General features: G+C 70.2%; 21 protein-coding genes and 1 pseudogene. 12 read left to right on the top strand and 10 right to left on the bottom strand.

Going from position 1 to position 18,513, the window contains the following annotated elements:
• Nucleotides 1–57: 57 nt before the first annotated feature.
• Entirely contained in the window at nucleotides 58–1,437 is a 1,380-nt protein-coding gene (locus tag ACO2Q0_RS15045; protein WP_423352333.1) for a spinster family MFS transporter, read from the bottom strand.
• Between the two features lie 103 nt (nucleotides 1,438–1,540).
• Between ACO2Q0_RS15045 and ACO2Q0_RS15040 the strand changes: the two genes are divergently transcribed.
• Nucleotides 1,541–2,188: a glutathione S-transferase family protein gene (locus ACO2Q0_RS15040; protein WP_423352332.1), complete on the top strand. Its 648-nt coding sequence runs from the start codon at nucleotides 1,541–1,543 to the stop codon at nucleotides 2,186–2,188.
• 77 nt (nucleotides 2,189–2,265) lie between these two features.
• On the opposite strand, the gene arsC is transcribed toward ACO2Q0_RS15040, so the two are convergent.
• From arsC to ACO2Q0_RS15025, 3 genes are read right to left on the bottom strand one after another with little or no spacing between them, the layout of a single operon-like run.
• Nucleotides 2,266–2,673 carry an arsenate reductase (glutaredoxin) gene (gene arsC / locus ACO2Q0_RS15035; RefSeq protein ID WP_423352331.1) on the bottom strand — a complete coding sequence of 136 codons (408 nt, stop codon included), beginning with the start codon at nucleotides 2,671–2,673 and terminating at the stop codon, nucleotides 2,266–2,268.
• A gap of 4 nt (nucleotides 2,674–2,677) precedes the next feature.
• A complete protein-coding gene (gene arsB, locus ACO2Q0_RS15030) occupies nucleotides 2,678–3,748 on the bottom strand; it encodes an ACR3 family arsenite efflux transporter (protein WP_423352838.1) in 1,071 nt (356 codons plus the stop codon).
• Nucleotides 3,749–3,798: 50 nt separating this feature from the next.
• Nucleotides 3,799–4,137 (bottom strand): ArsR/SmtB family transcription factor, encoded by a 339-nt coding sequence (locus tag ACO2Q0_RS15025; RefSeq protein WP_423352330.1) that lies wholly within the window; start codon nucleotides 4,135–4,137, stop codon nucleotides 3,799–3,801.
• Nucleotides 4,138–4,270: 133 nt separating this feature from the next.
• Between ACO2Q0_RS15025 and ACO2Q0_RS15020 the strand changes: the two genes are divergently transcribed.
• The 4 genes from ACO2Q0_RS15020 (at nucleotide 4,271) to ACO2Q0_RS15005 (ending at nucleotide 6,453) form a co-directional block, all read left to right on the top strand.
• Entirely contained in the window at nucleotides 4,271–4,741 is a 471-nt protein-coding gene (locus ACO2Q0_RS15020) for an ArsI/CadI family heavy metal resistance metalloenzyme (protein WP_423352329.1), read from the top strand.
• A 169-nt stretch (nucleotides 4,742–4,910) separates the two neighbouring features.
• On the top strand, nucleotides 4,911–5,468 hold the full coding sequence (locus ACO2Q0_RS15015; RefSeq protein ID WP_423352328.1) for a dihydrofolate reductase family protein: 558 nt from the start codon (nucleotides 4,911–4,913) through the stop codon (nucleotides 5,466–5,468).
• Between the two features lie 29 nt (nucleotides 5,469–5,497).
• Nucleotides 5,498–6,028, top strand: a complete 531-nt coding sequence (locus tag ACO2Q0_RS15010) for a DUF1697 domain-containing protein (RefSeq protein ID WP_423352327.1) — start codon at nucleotides 5,498–5,500, stop codon at nucleotides 6,026–6,028.
• Between the two features lie 116 nt (nucleotides 6,029–6,144).
• Nucleotides 6,145–6,453, top strand: a complete 309-nt coding sequence (locus ACO2Q0_RS15005) for a hypothetical protein (RefSeq protein ID WP_423352326.1) — start codon at nucleotides 6,145–6,147, stop codon at nucleotides 6,451–6,453.
• 66 nt (nucleotides 6,454–6,519) lie between these two features.
• On the opposite strand, the gene ACO2Q0_RS15000 is transcribed toward ACO2Q0_RS15005, so the two are convergent.
• On the bottom strand, nucleotides 6,520–6,894 hold the full coding sequence (locus ACO2Q0_RS15000) for a response regulator (protein ID WP_423352325.1): 375 nt from the start codon (nucleotides 6,892–6,894) through the stop codon (nucleotides 6,520–6,522).
• A gap of 248 nt (nucleotides 6,895–7,142) precedes the next feature.
• Here ACO2Q0_RS15000 and ACO2Q0_RS14995 point away from each other — a divergent pair, with 248 nt between their 5' ends.
• Nucleotides 7,143–7,499, top strand: coding sequence for a DUF1428 domain-containing protein (locus tag ACO2Q0_RS14995; RefSeq protein WP_423352324.1), 357 nt, complete (start codon nucleotides 7,143–7,145; stop codon nucleotides 7,497–7,499).
• Between the two features lie 4 nt (nucleotides 7,500–7,503).
• Here the strand turns inward: ACO2Q0_RS14995 and ACO2Q0_RS14990 are convergent, their stop codons facing one another.
• Together ACO2Q0_RS14990 and ACO2Q0_RS14985 are read right to left on the bottom strand one after the other, a co-directional pair.
• A complete protein-coding gene (locus ACO2Q0_RS14990; RefSeq protein WP_423352323.1) occupies nucleotides 7,504–8,979 on the bottom strand; it encodes a sensor histidine kinase in 1,476 nt (491 codons plus the stop codon).
• A gap of 55 nt (nucleotides 8,980–9,034) precedes the next feature.
• Nucleotides 9,035–9,382 (bottom strand): annotated as a pseudogene (locus tag ACO2Q0_RS14985) (PAS domain-containing protein); the annotation flags it as partial.
• A gap of 548 nt (nucleotides 9,383–9,930) precedes the next feature.
• Between ACO2Q0_RS14985 and ACO2Q0_RS14980 the strand changes: the two are divergent.
• The 3 genes from ACO2Q0_RS14980 to ACO2Q0_RS14970 all read left to right on the top strand — a co-directional run bounded on the left by ACO2Q0_RS14980 (nucleotide 9,931) and on the right by ACO2Q0_RS14970 (nucleotide 12,394).
• The gene (locus tag ACO2Q0_RS14980; protein WP_423352322.1) at nucleotides 9,931–10,161 is read left to right on the top strand and encodes a hypothetical protein; all 231 of its coding nucleotides are present in this window, start codon (nucleotides 9,931–9,933) and stop codon (nucleotides 10,159–10,161) included.
• Nucleotides 10,162–10,320: 159 nt separating this feature from the next.
• Nucleotides 10,321–12,030, top strand: a complete 1,710-nt coding sequence (locus ACO2Q0_RS14975) for a PAS domain-containing protein (RefSeq protein ID WP_423352321.1) — start codon at nucleotides 10,321–10,323, stop codon at nucleotides 12,028–12,030.
• Between the two features lie 76 nt (nucleotides 12,031–12,106).
• The gene (locus ACO2Q0_RS14970) at nucleotides 12,107–12,394 is read left to right on the top strand and encodes a hypothetical protein (protein WP_423352320.1); all 288 of its coding nucleotides are present in this window, start codon (nucleotides 12,107–12,109) and stop codon (nucleotides 12,392–12,394) included.
• Between the two features lie 13 nt (nucleotides 12,395–12,407).
• Here ACO2Q0_RS14970 and ACO2Q0_RS14965 read toward each other — a convergent pair whose 3' ends face one another.
• Nucleotides 12,408–12,566, bottom strand: a complete 159-nt coding sequence (locus tag ACO2Q0_RS14965) for a hypothetical protein (protein WP_423352319.1) — start codon at nucleotides 12,564–12,566, stop codon at nucleotides 12,408–12,410.
• Nucleotides 12,567–12,707: 141 nt separating this feature from the next.
• On the opposite strand from ACO2Q0_RS14965, the gene ACO2Q0_RS14960 reads away from it, so the two are divergent.
• Together ACO2Q0_RS14960 and ACO2Q0_RS14955 are read left to right on the top strand one after the other, a co-directional pair.
• Nucleotides 12,708–13,076, top strand: a complete 369-nt coding sequence (locus ACO2Q0_RS14960) for a hypothetical protein (RefSeq protein ID WP_423352318.1) — start codon at nucleotides 12,708–12,710, stop codon at nucleotides 13,074–13,076.
• 13 nt (nucleotides 13,077–13,089) lie between these two features.
• Nucleotides 13,090–13,449 carry a hypothetical protein gene (locus ACO2Q0_RS14955; RefSeq protein WP_423352317.1) on the top strand — a complete coding sequence of 120 codons (360 nt, stop codon included), beginning with the start codon at nucleotides 13,090–13,092 and terminating at the stop codon, nucleotides 13,447–13,449.
• Here the strand turns inward: ACO2Q0_RS14955 and ACO2Q0_RS14950 are convergent.
• Both ACO2Q0_RS14950 and ACO2Q0_RS14945 read right to left on the bottom strand, forming a co-directional pair.
• Nucleotides 13,446–14,261, bottom strand: a complete 816-nt coding sequence (locus ACO2Q0_RS14950) for a hypothetical protein (protein WP_423352316.1) — start codon at nucleotides 14,259–14,261, stop codon at nucleotides 13,446–13,448. The genes ACO2Q0_RS14955 and ACO2Q0_RS14950 overlap by 4 nt on opposite strands.
• A gap of 143 nt (nucleotides 14,262–14,404) precedes the next feature.
• Nucleotides 14,405–16,969: a TonB-dependent receptor gene (locus ACO2Q0_RS14945; RefSeq protein ID WP_423352315.1), complete on the bottom strand. Its 2,565-nt coding sequence runs from the start codon at nucleotides 16,967–16,969 to the stop codon at nucleotides 14,405–14,407.
• Between the two features lie 291 nt (nucleotides 16,970–17,260).
• On the opposite strand from ACO2Q0_RS14945, the gene ACO2Q0_RS14940 reads away from it, so the two are divergent.
• Nucleotides 17,261–18,511, top strand: coding sequence for a hypothetical protein (locus ACO2Q0_RS14940; RefSeq protein ID WP_423352314.1), 1,251 nt, complete (start codon nucleotides 17,261–17,263; stop codon nucleotides 18,509–18,511).
• Nucleotides 18,512–18,513 lie beyond the last annotated feature (2 nt).

The following is an 18,513-nucleotide window of genomic DNA, read 5'->3' as shown; positions in this document are numbered from 1 at the left end:
CGTAGAATCACGGGGTGTACAAGCGACCGACGGTCGAAGAACGCGTTATCCGGCGATTCAGGACACTGTGTCGCGGTGCAGGGTCTTCCGGGCCAGCCAGAACAGGCCGAACGGGATCACGCCGAAGAGCGCCGAGATGATCAGCGCCCAGCGCACGCCCTCGGCCGAGCCGAGGCCCATACCGGTGTTCAGCCAGTCGGAGAGCAGGCCCACGGCCACCGGTCCAAGGCCAAGGCCAATGAGGTTGACGAGGAACAGCAGGATGGCCGCGGTGGTGGCGCGCATGTGCGGCGGGACGATCGACTGGGCCGAGCCGTACACCGGGCCGTACCAGGTCGAGGCCACGAGGTAATAGGCGCCGAGGAGCACGATGCCGAGCCCGGCGGAGTCCACCAGCACGGCGGCGCAGTAGATCGGGATGGCGATGAGGGCGCCGATCGCCGGGGTGACCATCTGCAGGCCGGAGTCGCGCCTGGAAACGCGGTCGGCGATCCAGCCGCCCGCATAGACGCCCAAGGCGCCGCCGATGCCCGCGAGGAGCCCCACGGCGAGCCCCAGGAACCCCACCGACTTCAGGCCGAAGTTCGACGCGAGCGCCGCGATCTCGTCGCCGTGGTTGCGCAGGAAGAACGAGGCGGTGAAGGGCGCGTGTCCGTAGCCGATGAAGGCCTTCAGCGCCGCGCCCATCGAGATGTACCAGAAGGTGGGGACGCGGCTGACGTAGCGCAGGGTTTCGCGGAAGCTGGCCGTGGCGGCGCCGACCCGGGCGGCCTGGACCGCCACCAGCCGGCGCGGTTCCTTCAGCGTCGTGAAGACCAGCACCGCGAAGAGGAGGCCGGGCAGGCCCGCCACAAGGAAGGCGGTGCGCCAGCCGTAGGCGTCGGCCACCAGACCGCCGAGCACCAGGCCCAGCAGGCTGCCGAGCGGGGTGCCCATGGAATAGAAGGCCAGCGCCGAGGAGCGCTTCTCCTTGGGCGCCATGTCGGAGATGAGCGAATGGGCGGGCGGGGTGCAGCCGGCTTCGCCGACGCCGACGCCGACCCGGCAGAGCGCGAGCTGGACGAAGTTCTGCGCCTGGCCCGAGAGCGCAGTGAAGCCCGACCACACCGCCACCGAGGCTCCGATGATGTAGGCGCGGTTCTTCCGCTCGGCGAGACGCGCCAGCGGGATGCCCAGCACGGTGTAGAAGAGGGCGAACGCGAGACCGCTCATCAACCCCAGCTCGGTGTCGGAGAGGCGAAGGTCGTTCTTGATCGGCTCGGCCAGGATGTTGATCACCTGCCGGTCGAGGAAGTTGACGATGTAGATGCCGAGCAGAAGGAACATCGCGTAGCGCGTGTACGCCTTGGAGAACGGCGGGACGTGGGCCGCGGCGGCGGCCAGCGGCGGCGGGCCGGGCGGTGCGGCCGCGTTCGTCTCGGGCGTGACGGCGGTCATCGGGCGCTTCCTCGGGCTGTCTTTTTTATGCTTCGAGGTTGACCGGCTGCCGTGGGGCGCGGCAAGCGCTGAAATGTTTCAGCGGCGAGACCCGGAGGGTGAGATGGAACTGGTGATCGGGACGAAGAAGTGGTCGACCTGGTCGCTCCGGCCGTGGCTGGCGATCAAGCGGTCGCGCCTGCCGTTCACCGAGACGCTGATCGAGCTGCGGCAGGAGAACAACCGCACCGAGGCCGAGATCAGGCCGCACTCCCCGTCGGGCCTGGTGCCGGCCCTGAAGACGGAGGGCGTGGTCATCGTCGACAGCCTGGCCATTTGCGAATACCTGGCCGAGAGGGCGCTGGCCGAGACGGGCGTGCGGTTGTGGCCCGCCGATCCGATCCCGCGCGCGCTGGCTCGCGCCGCGGCCGCCGAGATGCATTCCGGCTTCGCCAGCCTCCGCGGCGAGTGCCCGATGGCGCTGGACGCCGAGCCCCGCACCGTCGAGCTCTCGGAGGCGACGCACAAGAACATCCGCCGGATCGTGGAGCTGTGGCTCTACATGCTGGACCGCTCGGGCGGGCCGTTCCTGGCCGGCGACTGGTCGATCGCCGACGCCTTCTACACGCCGGTGGCGACGCGGTTCCGAACCTATGGCGTGAAGCTGACCGACTTCGGCGACGACGGCCGGGCCGGCGCCTATGCGGCGCTGCTGCTGGAGCAGCCGGAGTTCCTGGAGTGGGAAGCGGCGTCGAGGTCGTCGGCGTCCTGACGGGCTGAAGATTGGTTCGCGGCGGCAGCTGACCTTCGGATGCGCGCGCGAAGCAGACCGTCCAGGGGTTGGCCCCCCTAGAGCCGCACCACCTCGCCGTCCTCTTTCGTGAACGTCTCCGGCTTCCGCTCCAAGAGGTCGAGGACGGTCTCAGAAGGGCGCGTCAGCTTCGTGCCCAGCGGCGTGACCACGATGGGTCGGTTCACCAGGACGGGGTGCTCGACCATCGCGTCGAGCAGCGCGTCGTCGCTGATATCCGGCCGCAACAGCCCCAGTTCGGCAGCCGGCGTGCCCTTCTCCCTCAGAAGGTCGCGCGGCTTGACGCCCATCGCCGCCAGCAGTTCGATGAGCTGGGGCCTCGTCCAGCCCACCTGCAAGTACTCGACAACCGTGGGCGCGTAGCCCGCCGCTTCGACCATCGCGACCGTGTTGCGCGACGTGCCGCAGCCGGGATTGTGGAAGATGGTGATCGGGAAGTCGGTCATCGGCCTACCTCGTGATGGGCGACGCGCATCGAGCGGCCACGCGCTGTACGGCCGCGCCTTGCTCGTACCAGCGCTTTGAGCGGTTCACGATGGCGACCACGGTCAGCATGACCGGGACCTCGATCAGCACGCCCACCACGGTGGCGAGCGCGGCGCCGGACGCGAAGCCGAAGAGACTGATCGCCGCGGCCACGGCGAGCTCGAAGAAGTTGCTGGCCCCGATCAATGCGGACGGTCCCGCGACGCAGTGCGCCTCGCCGGTCGCCCGGTTCAGCAGATAGGCGAGGCCCGCATTGAAGTAGACCTGGATCAGGATCGGCACGGCGAGCAGAGCGATGATCGCGGGCTGCGAGAGGATTTGCTCGCCCTGGAAGCCGAAGAGGAGAACGAGGGTGGCGAGCAGCGCAGCGAGCGGCAACGGGCCGATCCGGGTGAGCGCCCGCTGCAGCGCAGGCTCGCCGCCACGCCGGAGCAGCAGGGTGCGAAGGGCCTGGGCCAGCACGACGGGAACGATGATGTAGAGGCCGACCGACAAGAGCAGGGTCTGCCACGGGACGGTGATGGCGGAGAGCCCGAGCAGCAGCCCGACGATGGGTGCGAAGGCCACGATCATGATCGCGTCGTTCACCGCGACCTGGCTGAGCGTGAAGTGCGGCTCGCCTCGGGTCAGGTTGCTCCAGACGAACACCATCGCGGTGCAGGGCGCCGCCGCCAGCAGGATGAGGCCGGCGATGTAGCTGTTGATCTCGCCCGCAGGCAGGTAGGGCCGGAACAGATAGCCGACGAAGAAGGCGCCCAGCGCCGCCATCGAGAAGGGCTTCACGGCCCAGTTGACGAAGAGCGTCACGCCGATCCCTCGCCAATGCTGACCGACCTGGCGCATGGCGCCGAAGTCCACCTTCATGAGCATCGGGATGATCATCAGCCAGATGAGCACCGCGACAGGCAGGTTCACCTTGGCGATTTCAGCTGAGCCGACCGCTTCGAAGGCGGCGGGGAAGAGGTGGCCGAGCGCGACGCCGGCGACGATGCAGAGCCCCACCCAAAGCGTCAGGAAACGCTCGAAGCGGGACATGGCCTTGGCGCCTTCGGCGGGGCTGGGCGGTTCGATGGTCATCGGAGATGTCAGGCCGCGCAGCAGTCGCGCACCACGTCGGCGAGGGGCGCGCAAATCTCCGGCGAACCGGCGCAGCAGTCCTCCATCAGGAAGGCGAGCAGCTCGCGCATAGAGCCGTACTCTGCCGTGTAGATGATGGATCGTCCTTCCCGGCGGGAGTTCACCAAGCCCGCCTGGGACAGAATGTTGAGGCTCGCCGACAGCGTGTTGGGAAGCACATCCATCCGCCGAGCGATTTCGCCAGCCGGAAGTCCCGCGCCGCCCGCCTGGACCAGCAGACGGAAGACGCCCAAGCGACCTTCGTGGGCGAGGGCGGAGAGCGCTGCGACGGCAGGTTTCGTTTCCATATTTCCTGATTACACGAAATATGCGGAGGATTGAAGGCCTAAATGGGGCTCGCCCGCGCTCCGGCGCCGAGGACACCCTTGACGCATCGAGATTTCCAGAATACTCGAATTGTCGAGCACAGGAGGATCATTCATGCAACGTATGCACCTGCACGTCAGCGTTCCGGACCTAGTTCAGTCCATCCGCTTCTACGAGACGCTCTTCGGTGCGCCGCCGAGCGTGGTGAAGGACGACTACGCGAAGTGGATGCTGGACGATCCGCGCGTGAACTTCGCCATTTCGCAACGCGCGGGCGCAGCGGCGGGCGTCGACCACGTCGGAATCCAGACCGACACGCCGGAGGAGCTTCAGGCTCTGTCCTCGCGGTTGAAGGCGGCCGGCGCCGACACCTTCGACCAGGATGCGACGACGTGCTGTTACGCCAAGTCGGACAAGACCTGGGTCAATGATCCGGCAGGGGTTCGCTGGGAGACGTTCTACACCTTCGGCGAGGCGACGACCTACGGCGAGGATCCGTCCGCCGAAGCGCTCGCGCCAGCCGCTGCGGCATGCTGCGGAACCACGGTGCAGCCGAAGCAAGAGGCGGCGGGAGCCTGTTGCTGACCGAACGCGAAACGGCCTCGGGCGCACAGCGGCCGAGGCCTCGATCAGCGGCAGGAGCCGACGATCAGCGGACGTCCCGAGCGTCCGTTATCGGCCCATAGCGGCGGTCGAACTTCAGCCGCGGACAAACGGGCTGCGCGCTTATCCCTGCATCGCTAGGGTTCGCGGCATGGGACTCCTGACCTTCAGCTACAACGTCACCCTCGATGGCTGCGTCGACCACGAGGAGGGGATCGCCGACGACGAGACGCACGCCTTCTTCACCCGCCTCATGGACGAGAGCGGCGCGATGCTGTGGGGGCGGGTCACCTACGAGATGATGGAGAGCTACTGGCCGGCGGTCGCCCGAGGCGAGACCGAGGCGCCGCCGGCGATGCGCGCGTGGGCGGTCAAGCTCGAGGCCAAGCCGAAGTACGTGGTCTCTTCGACACGGACCGACTTCCCCTGGACCAACAGCCACCACATCGCGGGCGACCTTCGAGCGGGCGTGCAAGGGCTGAAGGACTCCATGCCGGCGGGCGTGCTCCTGGGCAGCGGCCAACTGGCCACCGCACTGGACCGGCTGGACCTGATCGACGAGTACAGGTTCCTCGTTCACCCGAGGATCGCCGGCCGCGGCCCGACCCTCTACCAGGCCGGACTGCCCGCGGCGCGCCGGCTGGAACTGGTTTCCGCGACGCCGCTCCGCGCGGGTGCGGTCGCCATGCACTACCGGCGTGCGCCCTAACGCGTGCGGCTCTGGGCGACGGAGGTGAGATGACGGCGAAGCGGGTTGCGGTGATGCTGCGGGCGATCAGCCCGATGAACCTCAAGATGCCGGACCTGAAGCGTGTGCTGGAAGGGCTGGGCCACGGCGAGGTGCAGACGCTGCTGACCAGCGGCAACGCGGTCGTCACGACCGCCGAGGCGCAGGACGCGGCGGAGCGGCGCATCGAGGCGGCGCTGGCGGCGGAGGTGGGGCTGAAGACCGAGGCCTTCGTCCGCGACCTGCGGCAGTTGCAGGCGGCCATGCAGGCGAACCCGTTCGACCGTCAGGCCGAGGAGGACCCAAGCCACCTGCTGGTGATGTTCACGCGCGGCGAGGCCGCGACCGACCTGGCGCCGCTGGCCAAGTATTGTACGGCGGGCGAGGCCGTCGCGCTGGGGCCCGACTGCGCCTACCTCAGCTATCCCGCCGGGATCGGCCGCTCGAAGCTGACGATCAACGCCATCGAGAAGCACCTGGGCGTCCGCGGCACCGGGCGCAACTGGAACACCGTGCGCAGGCTGGCGGAGAGGCTGGGCTAGGAAGCCGTCGCCGCCGGAGGATGTCCGCCGCGTCTCATGGCCAGGCGCCCAGGGACGGAGCGGCTTGGCCGGTGGCGCGTTGAGGGTCCGAACCTGGAAGGGATGAGGACCGCACGATGAAGACTGCTCCGCTCGCGCTCGCCGCCGCCATGACCCTGGGCCTGGGCCTCGCCGCCTGCAGCGACCAGGAGCGCCCGACGGGCAGCGCGCCGCAAGGCTCGGAGGTGGGCGCGGCCATGCCCGACACCTCCACCACCCGAGCGCCCAACGACCACCTGACGGCTCCGGACGCCGGCGCGACGGGCGCGGTGCCCGCCGACGGCTCGGCCCCGACGGTGGCCCCGACCCCGCCCGTGGGCACCGCCGGCGGCTCGGCCGGCGTGCCCGGCGCGAGCGAGCGCCCGGTGGAGCCCGGCAAGCAGTAGGGTCTGCGTAAGCGGCGCGGCGCCTCGACTAGGGCCCGCCGCGCCGTCATGCGTCGTGCGCCGGGGTCAGGCCCGGCGGCGGGCGCGGCCCATGATCATGGTCACCTGGTCGGCCAGTTCGACGGGATCGAAGGGCTTGGGGAACATCAGCGCATCCTCGACGCCGAAGCGGTCGAGGTGGGCGGCATGACCGGTGATGTAGACGACCTTCAGGTCGGGGTTCAGCGCCCGGGCCCGGCGGGCGACGTCGAAGCCGGTGGTGCCGGCGCCAAGGTTGATGTCGGCGACGAGGGTGGTGAAGCTGCGCGCCTCACGCTCCAGCCGCTCGTAGGCGCCCTGGTCGTTGTGAACCACGGCCACGGTCAGGCCGGCCTCTTCCAGGGCTTCCTGGACCAGCTCGGCCACGTCCGCCTCGTCTTCGACCAGAAGTACGTCCGCCATAGACCAAATCCGATGCCTCGCCCGACCGAGGGCCGAAAACGCGAGGGAGCCGTCGAGTGTTCCTCCGCCGCAGCCGCCGAATCGACCAAGGCCGAAGAAAGAGCGATGTTCTCTAGGAGCCTTAAACTGTGGCGACAAGTCGACATTGCGGCGAGCGCCGCGAGATGACGTGATCCCGGCTGCCGGATGTCGGCTCCCGGCCCCATCGATCGTCCTGGGACGAGGCAAACCGGAGAAGGAGGTTCCCGATGGCCTATGTGGACGGGTTCGTGCTGGCGGTCCCGAAGGCGAAGCTCGAGGCCTACAAGGACATGGCGAGGCTGGCTGGCGAGGTCTGGATGGACCACGGCGCGCTGAGCTACGTCGAGTGCGTGGGCGACGACGTGCCCTATGGCGAGCTGACGTCGTTTCCACGGGCCGTCCAGGCGACCGACGACGAGATCGTCGTGTTCTCGTGGATCACCTACCCTGACAGGGCCGCGCGCGACGAGACCGTCGCCAAGGTGATGGCCGATCCGCGGCTGAAGCCGGAGGATTATCCGGAGATGCCGTTCGACGGGAAGCGCATGATCTTCGGCGGCTTCGCGCCTTTCCTGGAGCTCTAGGAGCCTAGGCGACCGGGGCCCGGAGCCGACAGACGAGGCCGCTCTCGCGATAGTCGAGGTCGGCCGGGGCGCCGAGCTCTCCCGCGAGACCCTGGCCCAGCAGGCGCGAGCCGAAGCCGCGGCCGGCGGCGGGCGGCGGCGTCACCGGCGGGCCGCCGGCTTCGGTCCAGGTCATCGCCACCGCGTCGCCGTCGAGGCGCCAGTCCACCGTCACCCGGCCGGCGGGATCGGAGAGGGCGCCGTACTTCACGGCGTTGGTGGCGAGTTCGTGCAGGGCCATCGAGACCGCGAGCGCCACGTTCGGCGCCACGTGGACGGCCGGGCCTGAGAGCACGACGCGCGGAGTCCAGGGGCGGACCGCCTCCTCGGCGATCTCGGACAGTCCGGCGCTTTCCCAGTTGCGGCGGGTGAGCACGTTGTGGGCGGCCGACAGCGCCAGCAGCCGCTCGGTGAAGCGCTCGCGCGCCTCACGCGTGACGACGCCGTCGCGCAGGGTCTGGCGGGCCAGCGACTGCACCGTGGCGAGGGTGTTCTTCACCCGGTGGTTCAGCTCGTTGATGAGCAGAGCCTGGCGTTCCTCGGCCCGGCGGGTCTCGGTGATGTCCGTGGCCATGCCGACGTAGCCTTGGAACACCCCCTGCGCGTCGAAGCGGGGCTGACACGACGTCCGCATCCAGCGCCACTCGCCGTCGGCGCGATGGAAGCGGGCTTCGAAGGCGTACGGGCGAACCTCTCGGCGGGCGTCGGCGCGGGCCTCGTCGACGGCCTGCAGGTCGTCAGGGTGCATCAGGCCGCTGCAGGAGTCGGCCAGCAGGGCCTCCGACGACTTGCCGGCGAACTCGCAGAAGGCGCGGTTGACGAACTCCACCGGGCCGGCCGCGGCGGTCACCCACACCGGCGAGGGCGCGCTGTCGGCCATCGACCGGAACCGGGCCTCGCTCTCGCGCAGGGCCATCTCGGAGCGGGCGCGGACCAGGGCCGAGGCGGAACGGCCGGCGACCTCCTCGGCCAGCGAGACGTCGTCCACGGACCACTCGCGCGGCTCGCGCGCGCTGGCGAAGACGAACGCCTCGAGCCGGCCGGACCGGATCAGCGGGATGTTGAGCAGGGCGCGAGCCAGCACGTTCTCGAACGCCTGGGCGAACGGGGCGGTGCGCGGGTCGGCGGCAGTGTCGGTCACGGCCAGGGGTTCGCCGGCCTCGAGGGCGCCGGCCACGACCGGCCCGAACGCCTTCGCCGGCAGGCTGACCCCGGCCAGCTTGGGCCCGTCGAGGGTGGACCACTCGCCGCGGATGACGAGGGTTTCGCGATCCTCGGCAAGCTCGACGTAACCGACCCGGGCGGCGCCCAGGCGCTCGGCCAGCAGGCGAGCCGCGGCGGTGAGGATCTCGTTCGGCTCCGAAAGGGGGCGCAGGGCGTCGGTGAGCTCCAGCAGGAACGCGCGGCGCCGCTCGAGCTCGCTGAGCCGCAGCGCGCTCACGGCGGACGGTCACGTCACGGAAGTTGACGGCCAGGCCCGTCTTCAGCGGGAAGGCGCGGAACGCGATCCAGCGGCCCGGATAGACGTCGGACGGCGCCTCGGCCTCCATCGGACGGCGGGCGGCCATGGCCAGGGAGAGGAAGCCGCGCGGTCCGGCGTCGACGACGCTGTTCACCTCGTCCCAGATCACCCGGCCGATGATCTGGCCGCGGGAGCGCTGGAAATGGTCCTCGGCGGCGCGGTTGCAGTAGGTGACGCGCCAATCGAAGTCGAAGGCGATGAAGCCCTCGGCCAAGCCGTCGAGAATCTCCACGACGTGCGCGCCTGAGGCCGTCCCCAGAACGGGTCCGGAATCCGCGTGGTCGAGCGCCACGGTCGCCAGGTTCAGCGAGCTGTCGTCCATTCCCTCTCGCGACGTTGCAGGCGCGCGACCGCGGCCCGTCGATCTCTCTCCCGAGCCGGACAATGACCCATAAACCGAAGCCTGGCCCTGGGACGAACCGTCGCCATCCCGGAGGTTGTCCCGACCTATGAAATGAAAATGCCGCATAAGCGGGAACAGGTTTTTCGGAACGGCGTTTTTCGATCCGACCGCACGAAGCCCCCCCCGCGTGACGGTCGGAAAGGCCGGCTCCGCACACTCCCCTCGCATTCCCCTGGACCCGAGCGGAGCCGGCCGATTTCCCCGATAACTCAAGCTTCCACGCCCGGCGCGCCGCCGCGGGGCGCTTCGCCGTGCGGGCGCGCGCACGCGAAAAGGCCCCCCACGCTCGGAGCTTCGTGGGGGGCCCGGCGACGAGGGGAAGCTGGTCGACGTCCCTCGGAGTTTCGTCGCCCGCCCACAACTGAGGGTGGCTGAAGGTTGTTCCCAAACATCTGAGGCGGCGGGCGAATTTCTGTTGGCGCGGCGAATCTGGAACCCGAGCCCGGGCCTCCGGGTTTGCCGGGCCGATGTCCGCGAACCGACATAGGACGCACGATCCGGCCCGCCTGCTGCTGGCGGGCGCCGCGCTGGCGGCGGCCCTCGGCACCGGGGCAGGCGCGGCCCTCCGGCCGGACGGGACCGAGCGCGGCCGGCCCGCAGCCCCCCAGCAGATGGTGCTGAGCGAGCCCGAACTGGCGCTCGCGGAGGCGGCGGGCGGCGGCTGGCCCGCCAGCGCGCCTGTGGCCCGCGCCAGCTGATCGCCCGCCTCGCGGCGCACCGGCGGCCCCCGATCCGGGCGGCTTGACCGCTCGATCTCCTCGCGCAAACAGTGTTCCGTCGTGCGGGACCCCGTCGTGCTCCGATTACCGAGCTACACAGATCTCGCGAGCCTCGGGGAGGGGGCGCCGAAGCGGCTCGTGCAACTGAGCGTCGCGCTCGTCGCGACGACGCTGGCGCTTGGCGCGCAGGCGCTGATCGGCGCGCTCATGCCCGGCGTCGCCCCGTTCGTCCTCCTTTTTCCGGCCATGCTGGGGGCGGCCCTCGCCGCCGGCTGGGAGGCCGGCGCGGTCACCCTCGTGGGCGGAGGCCTGCTGACGCGCTGGATGCTGACGCGCAGCGGCACGCCCCTGATCGCGGACGAGACGGCCGCCGCGGTCAGCTTCGGCCTCTATGTGGCGGCCGGCGGAACGGTCGTCGCGCTGGCCGAGGCCTACCGCACCGCGGCGACCACGCTGGCCCGGGAGCGGCGGGCGCTCACCCACGCCAACGCCCGCCTGGACCTGGCGACCCGGGCGGCCGGCGTCGGGGTCTGGGACTGGGACCTGCGCACCAACGCCATGGTCTGTTCGGAGCAGACGAAGGCGATCCTGGGACTGCCGGCCGGGGCGCCGGTGAGCCGCGGCCAGATCGTCTCGGCGACGCATCGGGCCGACCGTGAGACGACCTGGGCGCAGGTGCAGCGGGCGCTCGACCCCGCGCTGCGCGACCTCAGCCCATACGAATACCGCATCGTCCGCCGCGACGACGGGCGCACCTGGTGGGTCTGGGCGATCGGCGAGCCGGTGTTCGAGACCGTGGACGGCGAGACGACGGCGGTCCGCTACGTGGGCACCATCCAGGACATCACCGATCGAAAGCTGGCCGAAGACGCCGTGCGGGCCTCGGAACAGCGGCTGCGGCTGGCCCTGGAGGCGGGCCGGATGGCGGTGTGGCGGCTGGAAATCGGCGTCGGCCTGATCCCGACCCCCGAGCTGAACCGGCTGCTGGGCTTCGCGCCCGAAGCCCGGCCCAGCATGGAGGAGATCCTGGCCGGCTACCTGCCCGGCGAGCAGGAGCGGGTGCGCGGCGTGATCGAGCAGGCGCTCGCCCGCGGCGACCGCTTCTTCGAGGTGGAGTACCGCCATCGCCGGCAGGACGGCGAGGTGCTGTGGCTGCTGAACCGCTCGGAGCTGGTTCTGGACGCCGAGGGGCGGCCGGTCAGCGCGCTGGGGGTGGTGATGGACATCACCGAGCGCAAGGCGGACGAGGAGCGGCTGAGGCTCCTGGCCCGGGAAGTCGACCACCGCGCCAACAACCTGATGGCCGTGGTGCAGGGCACCGTCTCGCTGTCGAACGCCGAAACGCCGGCGGCCCTGAAGGCGGTGATCGTCGGACGCATCAGCGCGCTCGCCCGCGCCCACCAGTTGCTGTCGGAGGCGCGCTGGGACGGCGCGGATCTCCGCCGGCTGGTGGAGGAGGAGCTGCTGGCGTTCAGCCTCGGCGATGCCGCGCGGGTGACGATCCGCGGCGACGATCTCGCCCTGCCGCCGGCGGCGGCGCAGTCGCTGGCGATGGCGCTGCACGAGCTGGCCACCAATGCGGCGAAGTACGGCGCGCTGAGCCGGCCTGAGGGACGGGTCGAGGTGGCCTGGCGGGGCGGCCGCGGCGAGCCGCTAGTGCTGACGTGGACCGAGACCGGCGGGCCGAAGGTGACCCCGCCGCGGCGACGCGGCCTGGGCACCGCAATCCTGCGCCGCGCGCTGTCCGGATCGCTGGGCGGAAGCTCGCGCGTGGACTGGCGGCCAGAGGGCCTGGCCTGCGAACTGACCCTGCCCATGACCGAGACGACTCAAGACCTCGTGAACTGAAGCTTAGGTATCATTTGGTGTTGTCAAGCTGGCCAAGCTGAGGTTGGCTGTCGTGCGTCAGAAGGTCGCGATCACCATGGCAACACTCGCTCCGTCCCTGCAAATCGCCGCGGTCGTCGCCGCCGTCGGCTGGCCGCTGGCAGCCGGCCTGGGCGTGGTGCTCTGGTCGAAGGCGCGGGCGGCGGGTCGGCAACGCCGGATGGCGGCGCTGGAGGGCGATCTGCGCGGCCTCTACCGCGGCATGGAAGTCCAGCCGGTGCCGGATCGTCTGGCTCTGGTGGTCGACGCGCTGGAGGAAGCCCAGGCGCTGACGCCGCGGAGCGGCGCCAGGCCCGCGTCCAAGAGTCCCGTCGGCGCCGCCTGACGGCTGGAAGCGGTCAGCCCTTGCGCGGCCGCTTCAGGAAGACCTGCACCGCCAGAACGATCAGGCAGACGACGAGCAGGAAGCCGGCGATGGCGCGCGCGGCGTCGACCAGAAAGCCTACGATGGCCAGGCCAACGATTGCGGCGACGAGGATGGCGATCCATTTACCCATGGCAGGAGAATGGGTGGCGCGCCGCCCTGTTCCGGTCAAGCTGTCGGTAGCGGGTTCTTGCGGTCTTGAAATCGCCATGCCGCGCCGATTGGAATGTCAGGGCGGAGCTTCCGGCGCTCCGCGATGCTCGGGGCGGAGATCATGACGGATGCGCTGAGACGGACGCTGGCCCACCGGGTCACGAGCCTGGCCGCCTCGACGGCGGCGCTGGTGATGGGCGTTCTCCTGGCGATCTCATGGAGCACCTGGACGACGCAGCGGACGGCGCTGGAGCGCCGCATCACCGAGCTGACGCAACAGCAGGACCGGTCGCAGTCGCTGTGGAAGGCGCAACTCGCCGCCTGCCACGCCGCCGCGGGCGCGCCCGAGCGACTGACCGAGGCCGCCTACGAGGCGCCGCAGGACACCCGCGACGCCACGCGGCGGCTGCTGACCGAGCAGCCCGAGGGAATCGATGTCTGCGCCCGTATGGAAAGCGCCGACGAGGCGGTGCTCTCGACCCTGAAATGACCCTCCGCGCGCAATGAAGATCCGAGGGACGGCGATCCTGATGCTGGGACTGGCGGGCGTGGCGCTCGCCGGCTGCGAGACCCTGCCGTTCGGCCGTAAGGGCGCGCCCGCCCCGGCAGCCCCCGCGCCGGTCGTGGCGGCCCCTGAGCCCGCGCCCGTCGCGCCGCCGCCGGTGGTGCGGCCCGCGCCGCCCGTCGCCGCCCGAAGCTGCGTTCCCAAGGGCCTGGCGCCGCCGCCGAGATACCCCGACACCGACGCGGCGCTGCGGAAGGCGCCGGGCGCCGCCGACCGCTACCAGCTCATGGCGGCCGGACGGCTGCTGCGCCAGAAGCGTCTGGACGAGCTGGAGCGGGCGATCGCCGGCTGCCGCTAGGCCGGCATCGCCGCGGGCGAGCGCACGGCGCGCCGTCCGGCCGTCCAGCCCGCCCACGCGATGAGCGCGCCCAGGATGGCGACGGCGACGGCGACCGGCGCGCTCGGCAGATCGGCCGCCCGGACAAAGAGCGCCCGCCACCAGGCCGTTCCCCCGACGAACTCGAACAGGAGCATCATCAGCAGGCTCAGCGCGCCGGAGATCACGAACGGCCGCCCGTTTGGCCGCACGCGCCAGGCGATCGCGAAGGCGAGGGCGGCGACGAAGAGGTTCGAGCCCTGGAAGGCGCCGTGCAGGAGGGCGTAGTCCGGGCCGCCCGCAATGGCGAACCGGACCGCGCCGAATAGACGGCCGAAGATCGGCCCCAGCAGGAAGACGACGGTCGCCAGCAGATATCCTCCGTGGAGGGCGACAACGCGGCGCTGGCGGAGGGCTTCGAAGTAGAAGGCGGCCAGGCCGGCCACGGCGACGATGTCGAGCCACGCGAGCCGCGGGGCATAGGTCGTGTAGAACGGCGAGACCTCGCCCGCGAAACGCTGAGCCATGCCGAGGAAGATGCCCGAGCCGCCGGCCAGGAAGAGCGGGAACAGCGCCAGGCTGACGAGGCCGAGCTTGCGGTGCAGCGATCGGCGGCCGCCGTGGATGGCGAAGCTCTGGGCCGCGAGCAGCAGCAGCCAGAGCGTCGCGGTGAGGCCGTGCATGTGGAACTGCATCGGCGCCGTCCCGATCTGCCCCAGGTATGACGGCCAGAAGGCCAGGGCGGCGAGCGGCAGGACGGCCAGCACGTACCAGTGGGCGTGGCGGTAGGGCATGGATGACGACTCCCCCGACGAGACGCCCCTAGCGTGGCAGACGTGGCCAGCGGCGCAAGACCGACGTTATGCGGGCGCCGTTCGCTCAAAGAAAAACGCCCCGGCGGTGAGGCCGGGGCGCGGAAGTCGAAAAAGTCCAGGAACTAGAAGCGGTACTGAAGCTCCACGCCGTAGGTGCGCGGCGGCACGTACGAGATCGTGCGGTTCACGAACAGGTTGTTCGGGTTCGAGTTCGGGCCGGTGGTGGGGCGGGTGCCGTCGGCGCCCGCGATCCCTTCCTGTTTGAAGATGTTCTTCACGAAGGCGATCACCGTGTAGCGGTCGTCGGCGTCGTTGAAGAGCAGGCGGGCGTCGGTCTGATGCCAGGCCTTACCTTCGTTGTAGTAACGGTTGAAGATCGAATAGTAGGTCTTGTCCTTCCACACGTGGGTCAGCGAGGCCGACAGGTTGCCGGCGTCGAATTCCCAGGTGTAGTTCACGTTCACCGTCACCCGGTGCGGCGTGGACGAGGGGAGTTTCTGGCCCTTCAGGTCCTGGTTCAGCGGAGCCGTCGCGCTGGCCAGGGCGGCGGCCGTGTTGCCCGACCGGACGGCGCCCGGCGCCACGGCGCGCGGATCTTCCGGATCCTGGAAGCAGCAGGCCTCACGCAGCTCGGCGTTGAGGTAGGAGTAGTTGGCCAGCAGTTGCAGGTTGTCGATCGGCTGCCAGATGGTCTCCAGTTCGAAACCGACGATCCGCGCCTTCGGCATGTTGAAGAAGCGCGTGACGTTCAGGTCGGTCACCGGATCGCGGCCGGTGATCGGGATCTGGATGTCCTGGTAGTCGTAGTAGTAGGCCGAGGCGTTCGCCTGGAAGGTGCCGCCGAAGGTCTTCTTCAGGCCCACTTCGTAGGCGTCGATCGTCTCCTCTTCGGTGGTGACGTTCGGCGTCAGGGTGGTGGTGCCCGAGTTGAAGCCGCCCGCCTTGTAGCCGCGCGTGTACTTCGCATAGGCCAGGGTGTCCGGATCCGGCTGCCAGTCGATGCTCAGGGCGCCGGTGAGGCCGCTCCAGCTGTTCTTCAGGCCGCGATGGCGATAGCCGGTGGTCGGGTCGGTGAAGGCGGGCAGGTAGACGGACTCGTCGGTGCTGACGCCCGGCGCCGCGGCGTCGGTGATGTCCACGGGGCGGTCGGTCAGCCGGGTGATGGGGCAGCTCGCCGTGTAGAGGCAGAACAGCCGGGCCGTTTCGAAGGACCGCTTGCGGTCGTAGGTGTAGCGCAGGCCGGCGGTGACCTTGAGCTCTTCGGTGAGCTGGTAGTCGGCCTGGCCGAAGACGGCGTAGGATTCGCTGACGTTCTCCGAGCTGCCGTAGGCGTAGCGCCGCAGCGGGTTGGCGGCCATGGGCGCGCCCGTCTGGGTGGTCGGGTTCTGGAAGCGCGGATCATCCGGGAAGCGGGCGTCCGACAGCGTGTAGTTCGAGCCTTCCCGGAACTGGTACAGGCCCAGGATCATCTGGAGCGGGCCGTCCCAGGTCGAGGCGAAATTCAGCTCGTTCGAGAACCACCAGACCTCTTCCTGGTACTGGTTGTGCTGCCGGGGATAGTAGAGCTCGGTCCCCGCCGGCTGCGGCACCGGTGCGCCTTGAGCCGCGTAGGGCAGCTGGAACGGCGCCTGCCGCGACGTGCCGTCCAGGTCGGTCTGGAGCCGGTAGTCGTAGTAGGTGAAGCCGGTGATGTACTTGATGTCGAAGTTTTCGAGGTGCAGCGTCGCGTGCAGCGCGTAGGTGTTGCTCTCGAGGTCGATGTAGTTTCCGTCATCCGTGTTGAAGCACATCTGACAGAGGTTGGCCGGCAGGTTGGTGTCGCCGATGCCGTAGTTGGCGGCGTTCGGCGTCAGCGCGGCGCGCGACCCGATCGTGGTGACGTCGCGCAGGCCGTACTGCACGGTCGTGCGGCCGCCCGGGCCGCGGCCGAGGTTGTGCCACTCGACCGTCTCGCCCTTCAGCCACCACTCGAACTTGCCGTCGGCGAGCTCGCCCTGGAGCTGGCCCTCGACCTGCCACTGGTCGCCGATGCCGCCTTCGTCCTTGCCGTTCGGGTTCAGGTTCTTGAAGTAGCCGTCGCCCTGCGAGCTGTAGGTGCCGGCCAGGCGGCCCTGGATGTTGCCGAACAGCGGGCCCGAGATGGCCGCTTCCGTCGCCCAGGTGTCGAAGTTGCCCAAGCTGCCGCGGACCTCGGCGTAGAATTCGTCGGTCGGGCGCTTGGAGATGATGTTCATCGCGCCGCCGATGGAGTTGCGGCCGTAGAGCGTGCCCTGCGGGCCGCGGAGGACTTCCGTCCGGTCGATGAACAGCGTCGACTTGGCGAACTGCGTCACCGACGAGGTGTAGACGCCGTCCGAGTACATGGCCACGCCGCCCTCGGTGGAGCGGTTGTTCGTGAAGCGGCCGATGCCCCGCATGTTGATGCGGTCGTTGTTGGTCGAGTAGGCGAGGCCCGGCGTGAAGTTCGTCAGGTCCTGCACCGAGTTGATGCCGACCAGTTCACGGCGCTCGTCGGTGTAGGCCGACACCGCGACCGGCACGTCCTGCAGCGACTGTTCCCGCTTTTCGGCGGTGACCACCAGTTCCTGGATCTGATTGGTGGATTCGGCCTGGGCGAAGGCCGATCCCGCGAATGCCGTCGCCGAGGCGAAGACGCACGACAGCAGTAGAGTCTTTCTGGAATTCATGGACGTTCCCCCAAGCCGGTTATCGACTGCGCCTGTAGCGGCGCTTAGATTCGAAAATCCAGCATGGCGGAGGCCACGTCAATGGGGCTTCGCCGCAACCGTGGCCGAAAGACGGCGAACCGCGGCGCCGGCGCCAACACGACCGCGTGAGAGTTGAAGCCTCGGTACGGCGACGCCGCGCCGCTTTCCGGCCGCAACCGTGAACCCCTCCTGACCGTTCGGCTCATCGCCCCGTTCAGCCGCAGACTCTGATGCTTGCGGGCCCTGTGAGTAGGCGAAGGACCTTTGGGAATGAACGCTTTGCGCCGGAAGAGCGGCCGGATGGCCCTGCTGGCGGCCGCAGGCGCGCTGGCCCTCAGCGCGGCGGCCTGTCGTGACGAGGAGGGCGCGCAGCGGATCGCCGTGCCCGATCCCACGCCGATCGAACTGATGCCCGAGCCGGTGGCGCTGCCCTATGCCGAGGCCGCGCCGGTGAGCTGGACGGCGCCCGACGCCGGATATCGTTTCGCGGAGCGCGCCTATGGGCTGGAGCAGGCGTTCTACGACGCCCCGCCGGACTACGCCTTCGACTACGGGGGCGTCGAGCCCTGGGGGTGGGAGAGCGCCGACGACTGGGCGATGTACGCCGAGCCGTGGGAGACGGGATACCGCTATTACTATTACGAGCCCGGCGCGGCCTATCCGTATTTCGTCCGGGACGGGCTGTACGGCTACGGCTTCGATCCGGCCGGCGCCCTGGTCTCGCTGATCGACGCCCGGGGCGGCTACCTTCCGGCCGACCGGTTCGCCGACGTCGCGCCGCTGGCCGGCCGCTACTGGCTGCATGGCCGGGACCTGCGCAACGCCGCCCAGACCCGGCGCCGGCCGGTGCAGGAGGCCTCGTGGATCCAGCGGGCGCCGCAGGTGCGCCGCGCCTCGGAGCCCTGGCTGCAGGCGGCGCGCAGCGACCAGGATTGGCGGGCCTGGCGCGACCGGTCCGGCGAGCGCGAGCGGAAGCGGTTCGAGAAGGAGGAGCGCCGGCGCGAGCAGGCGGCGGAGGCCTGGCGGCGCGACGCGCGGCGGATGGCGGCCCAGCAGGTCGCCCAGGCGGCCCCGTCCGCGGCCGGACTGCCGGAGGTGCATGCGCGGCGCGACATGGCCATGGCCCAGCGCGAGCAGCTCCGGGCGCAGCGGGACCAGGCGCGAGCCGAGGGCGTCCAGCGGCAGGCCCAGGCGGCGCAGCGGCAAGCCCAGGCCGAGCGTCGGTTCGCCCAGCGCCAGGCGGCCGAGACGCGCCAGCAGGCGCGGGCTGAAGCGCAGCAGGCGAGACAGCAGGCCAGGCAGCAGGCGAGGGCCGCGGAGGATCACGCCCGCCAGGCGGCGGCCCAGGTCCGGCCCGAGCAGAGGGCGCAGCCCCGCCAGGACGCGAGGCCCGACCGCGGGCCGCAGGCCGACCGACCGGACCGCGGCGGCGGCCATGGCGGCCAGGGCGGGCACGGGGGCGGCCCAGGGGGCGGCCAAGGCGGCGGCAAGCCCGACCGCGGCGGCGGCAAGAAGGACTGAGG

The organism is Phenylobacterium sp. VNQ135 (genome assembly GCF_049445735.1).
In the GTDB taxonomy this organism is placed as follows: Bacteria; Pseudomonadota; Alphaproteobacteria; order Caulobacterales; family Caulobacteraceae; genus Phenylobacterium.
The sequence above is the reverse complement of the archived record's forward strand: the minus strand, read 5'-3'. Positions and strand labels throughout refer to the sequence as shown.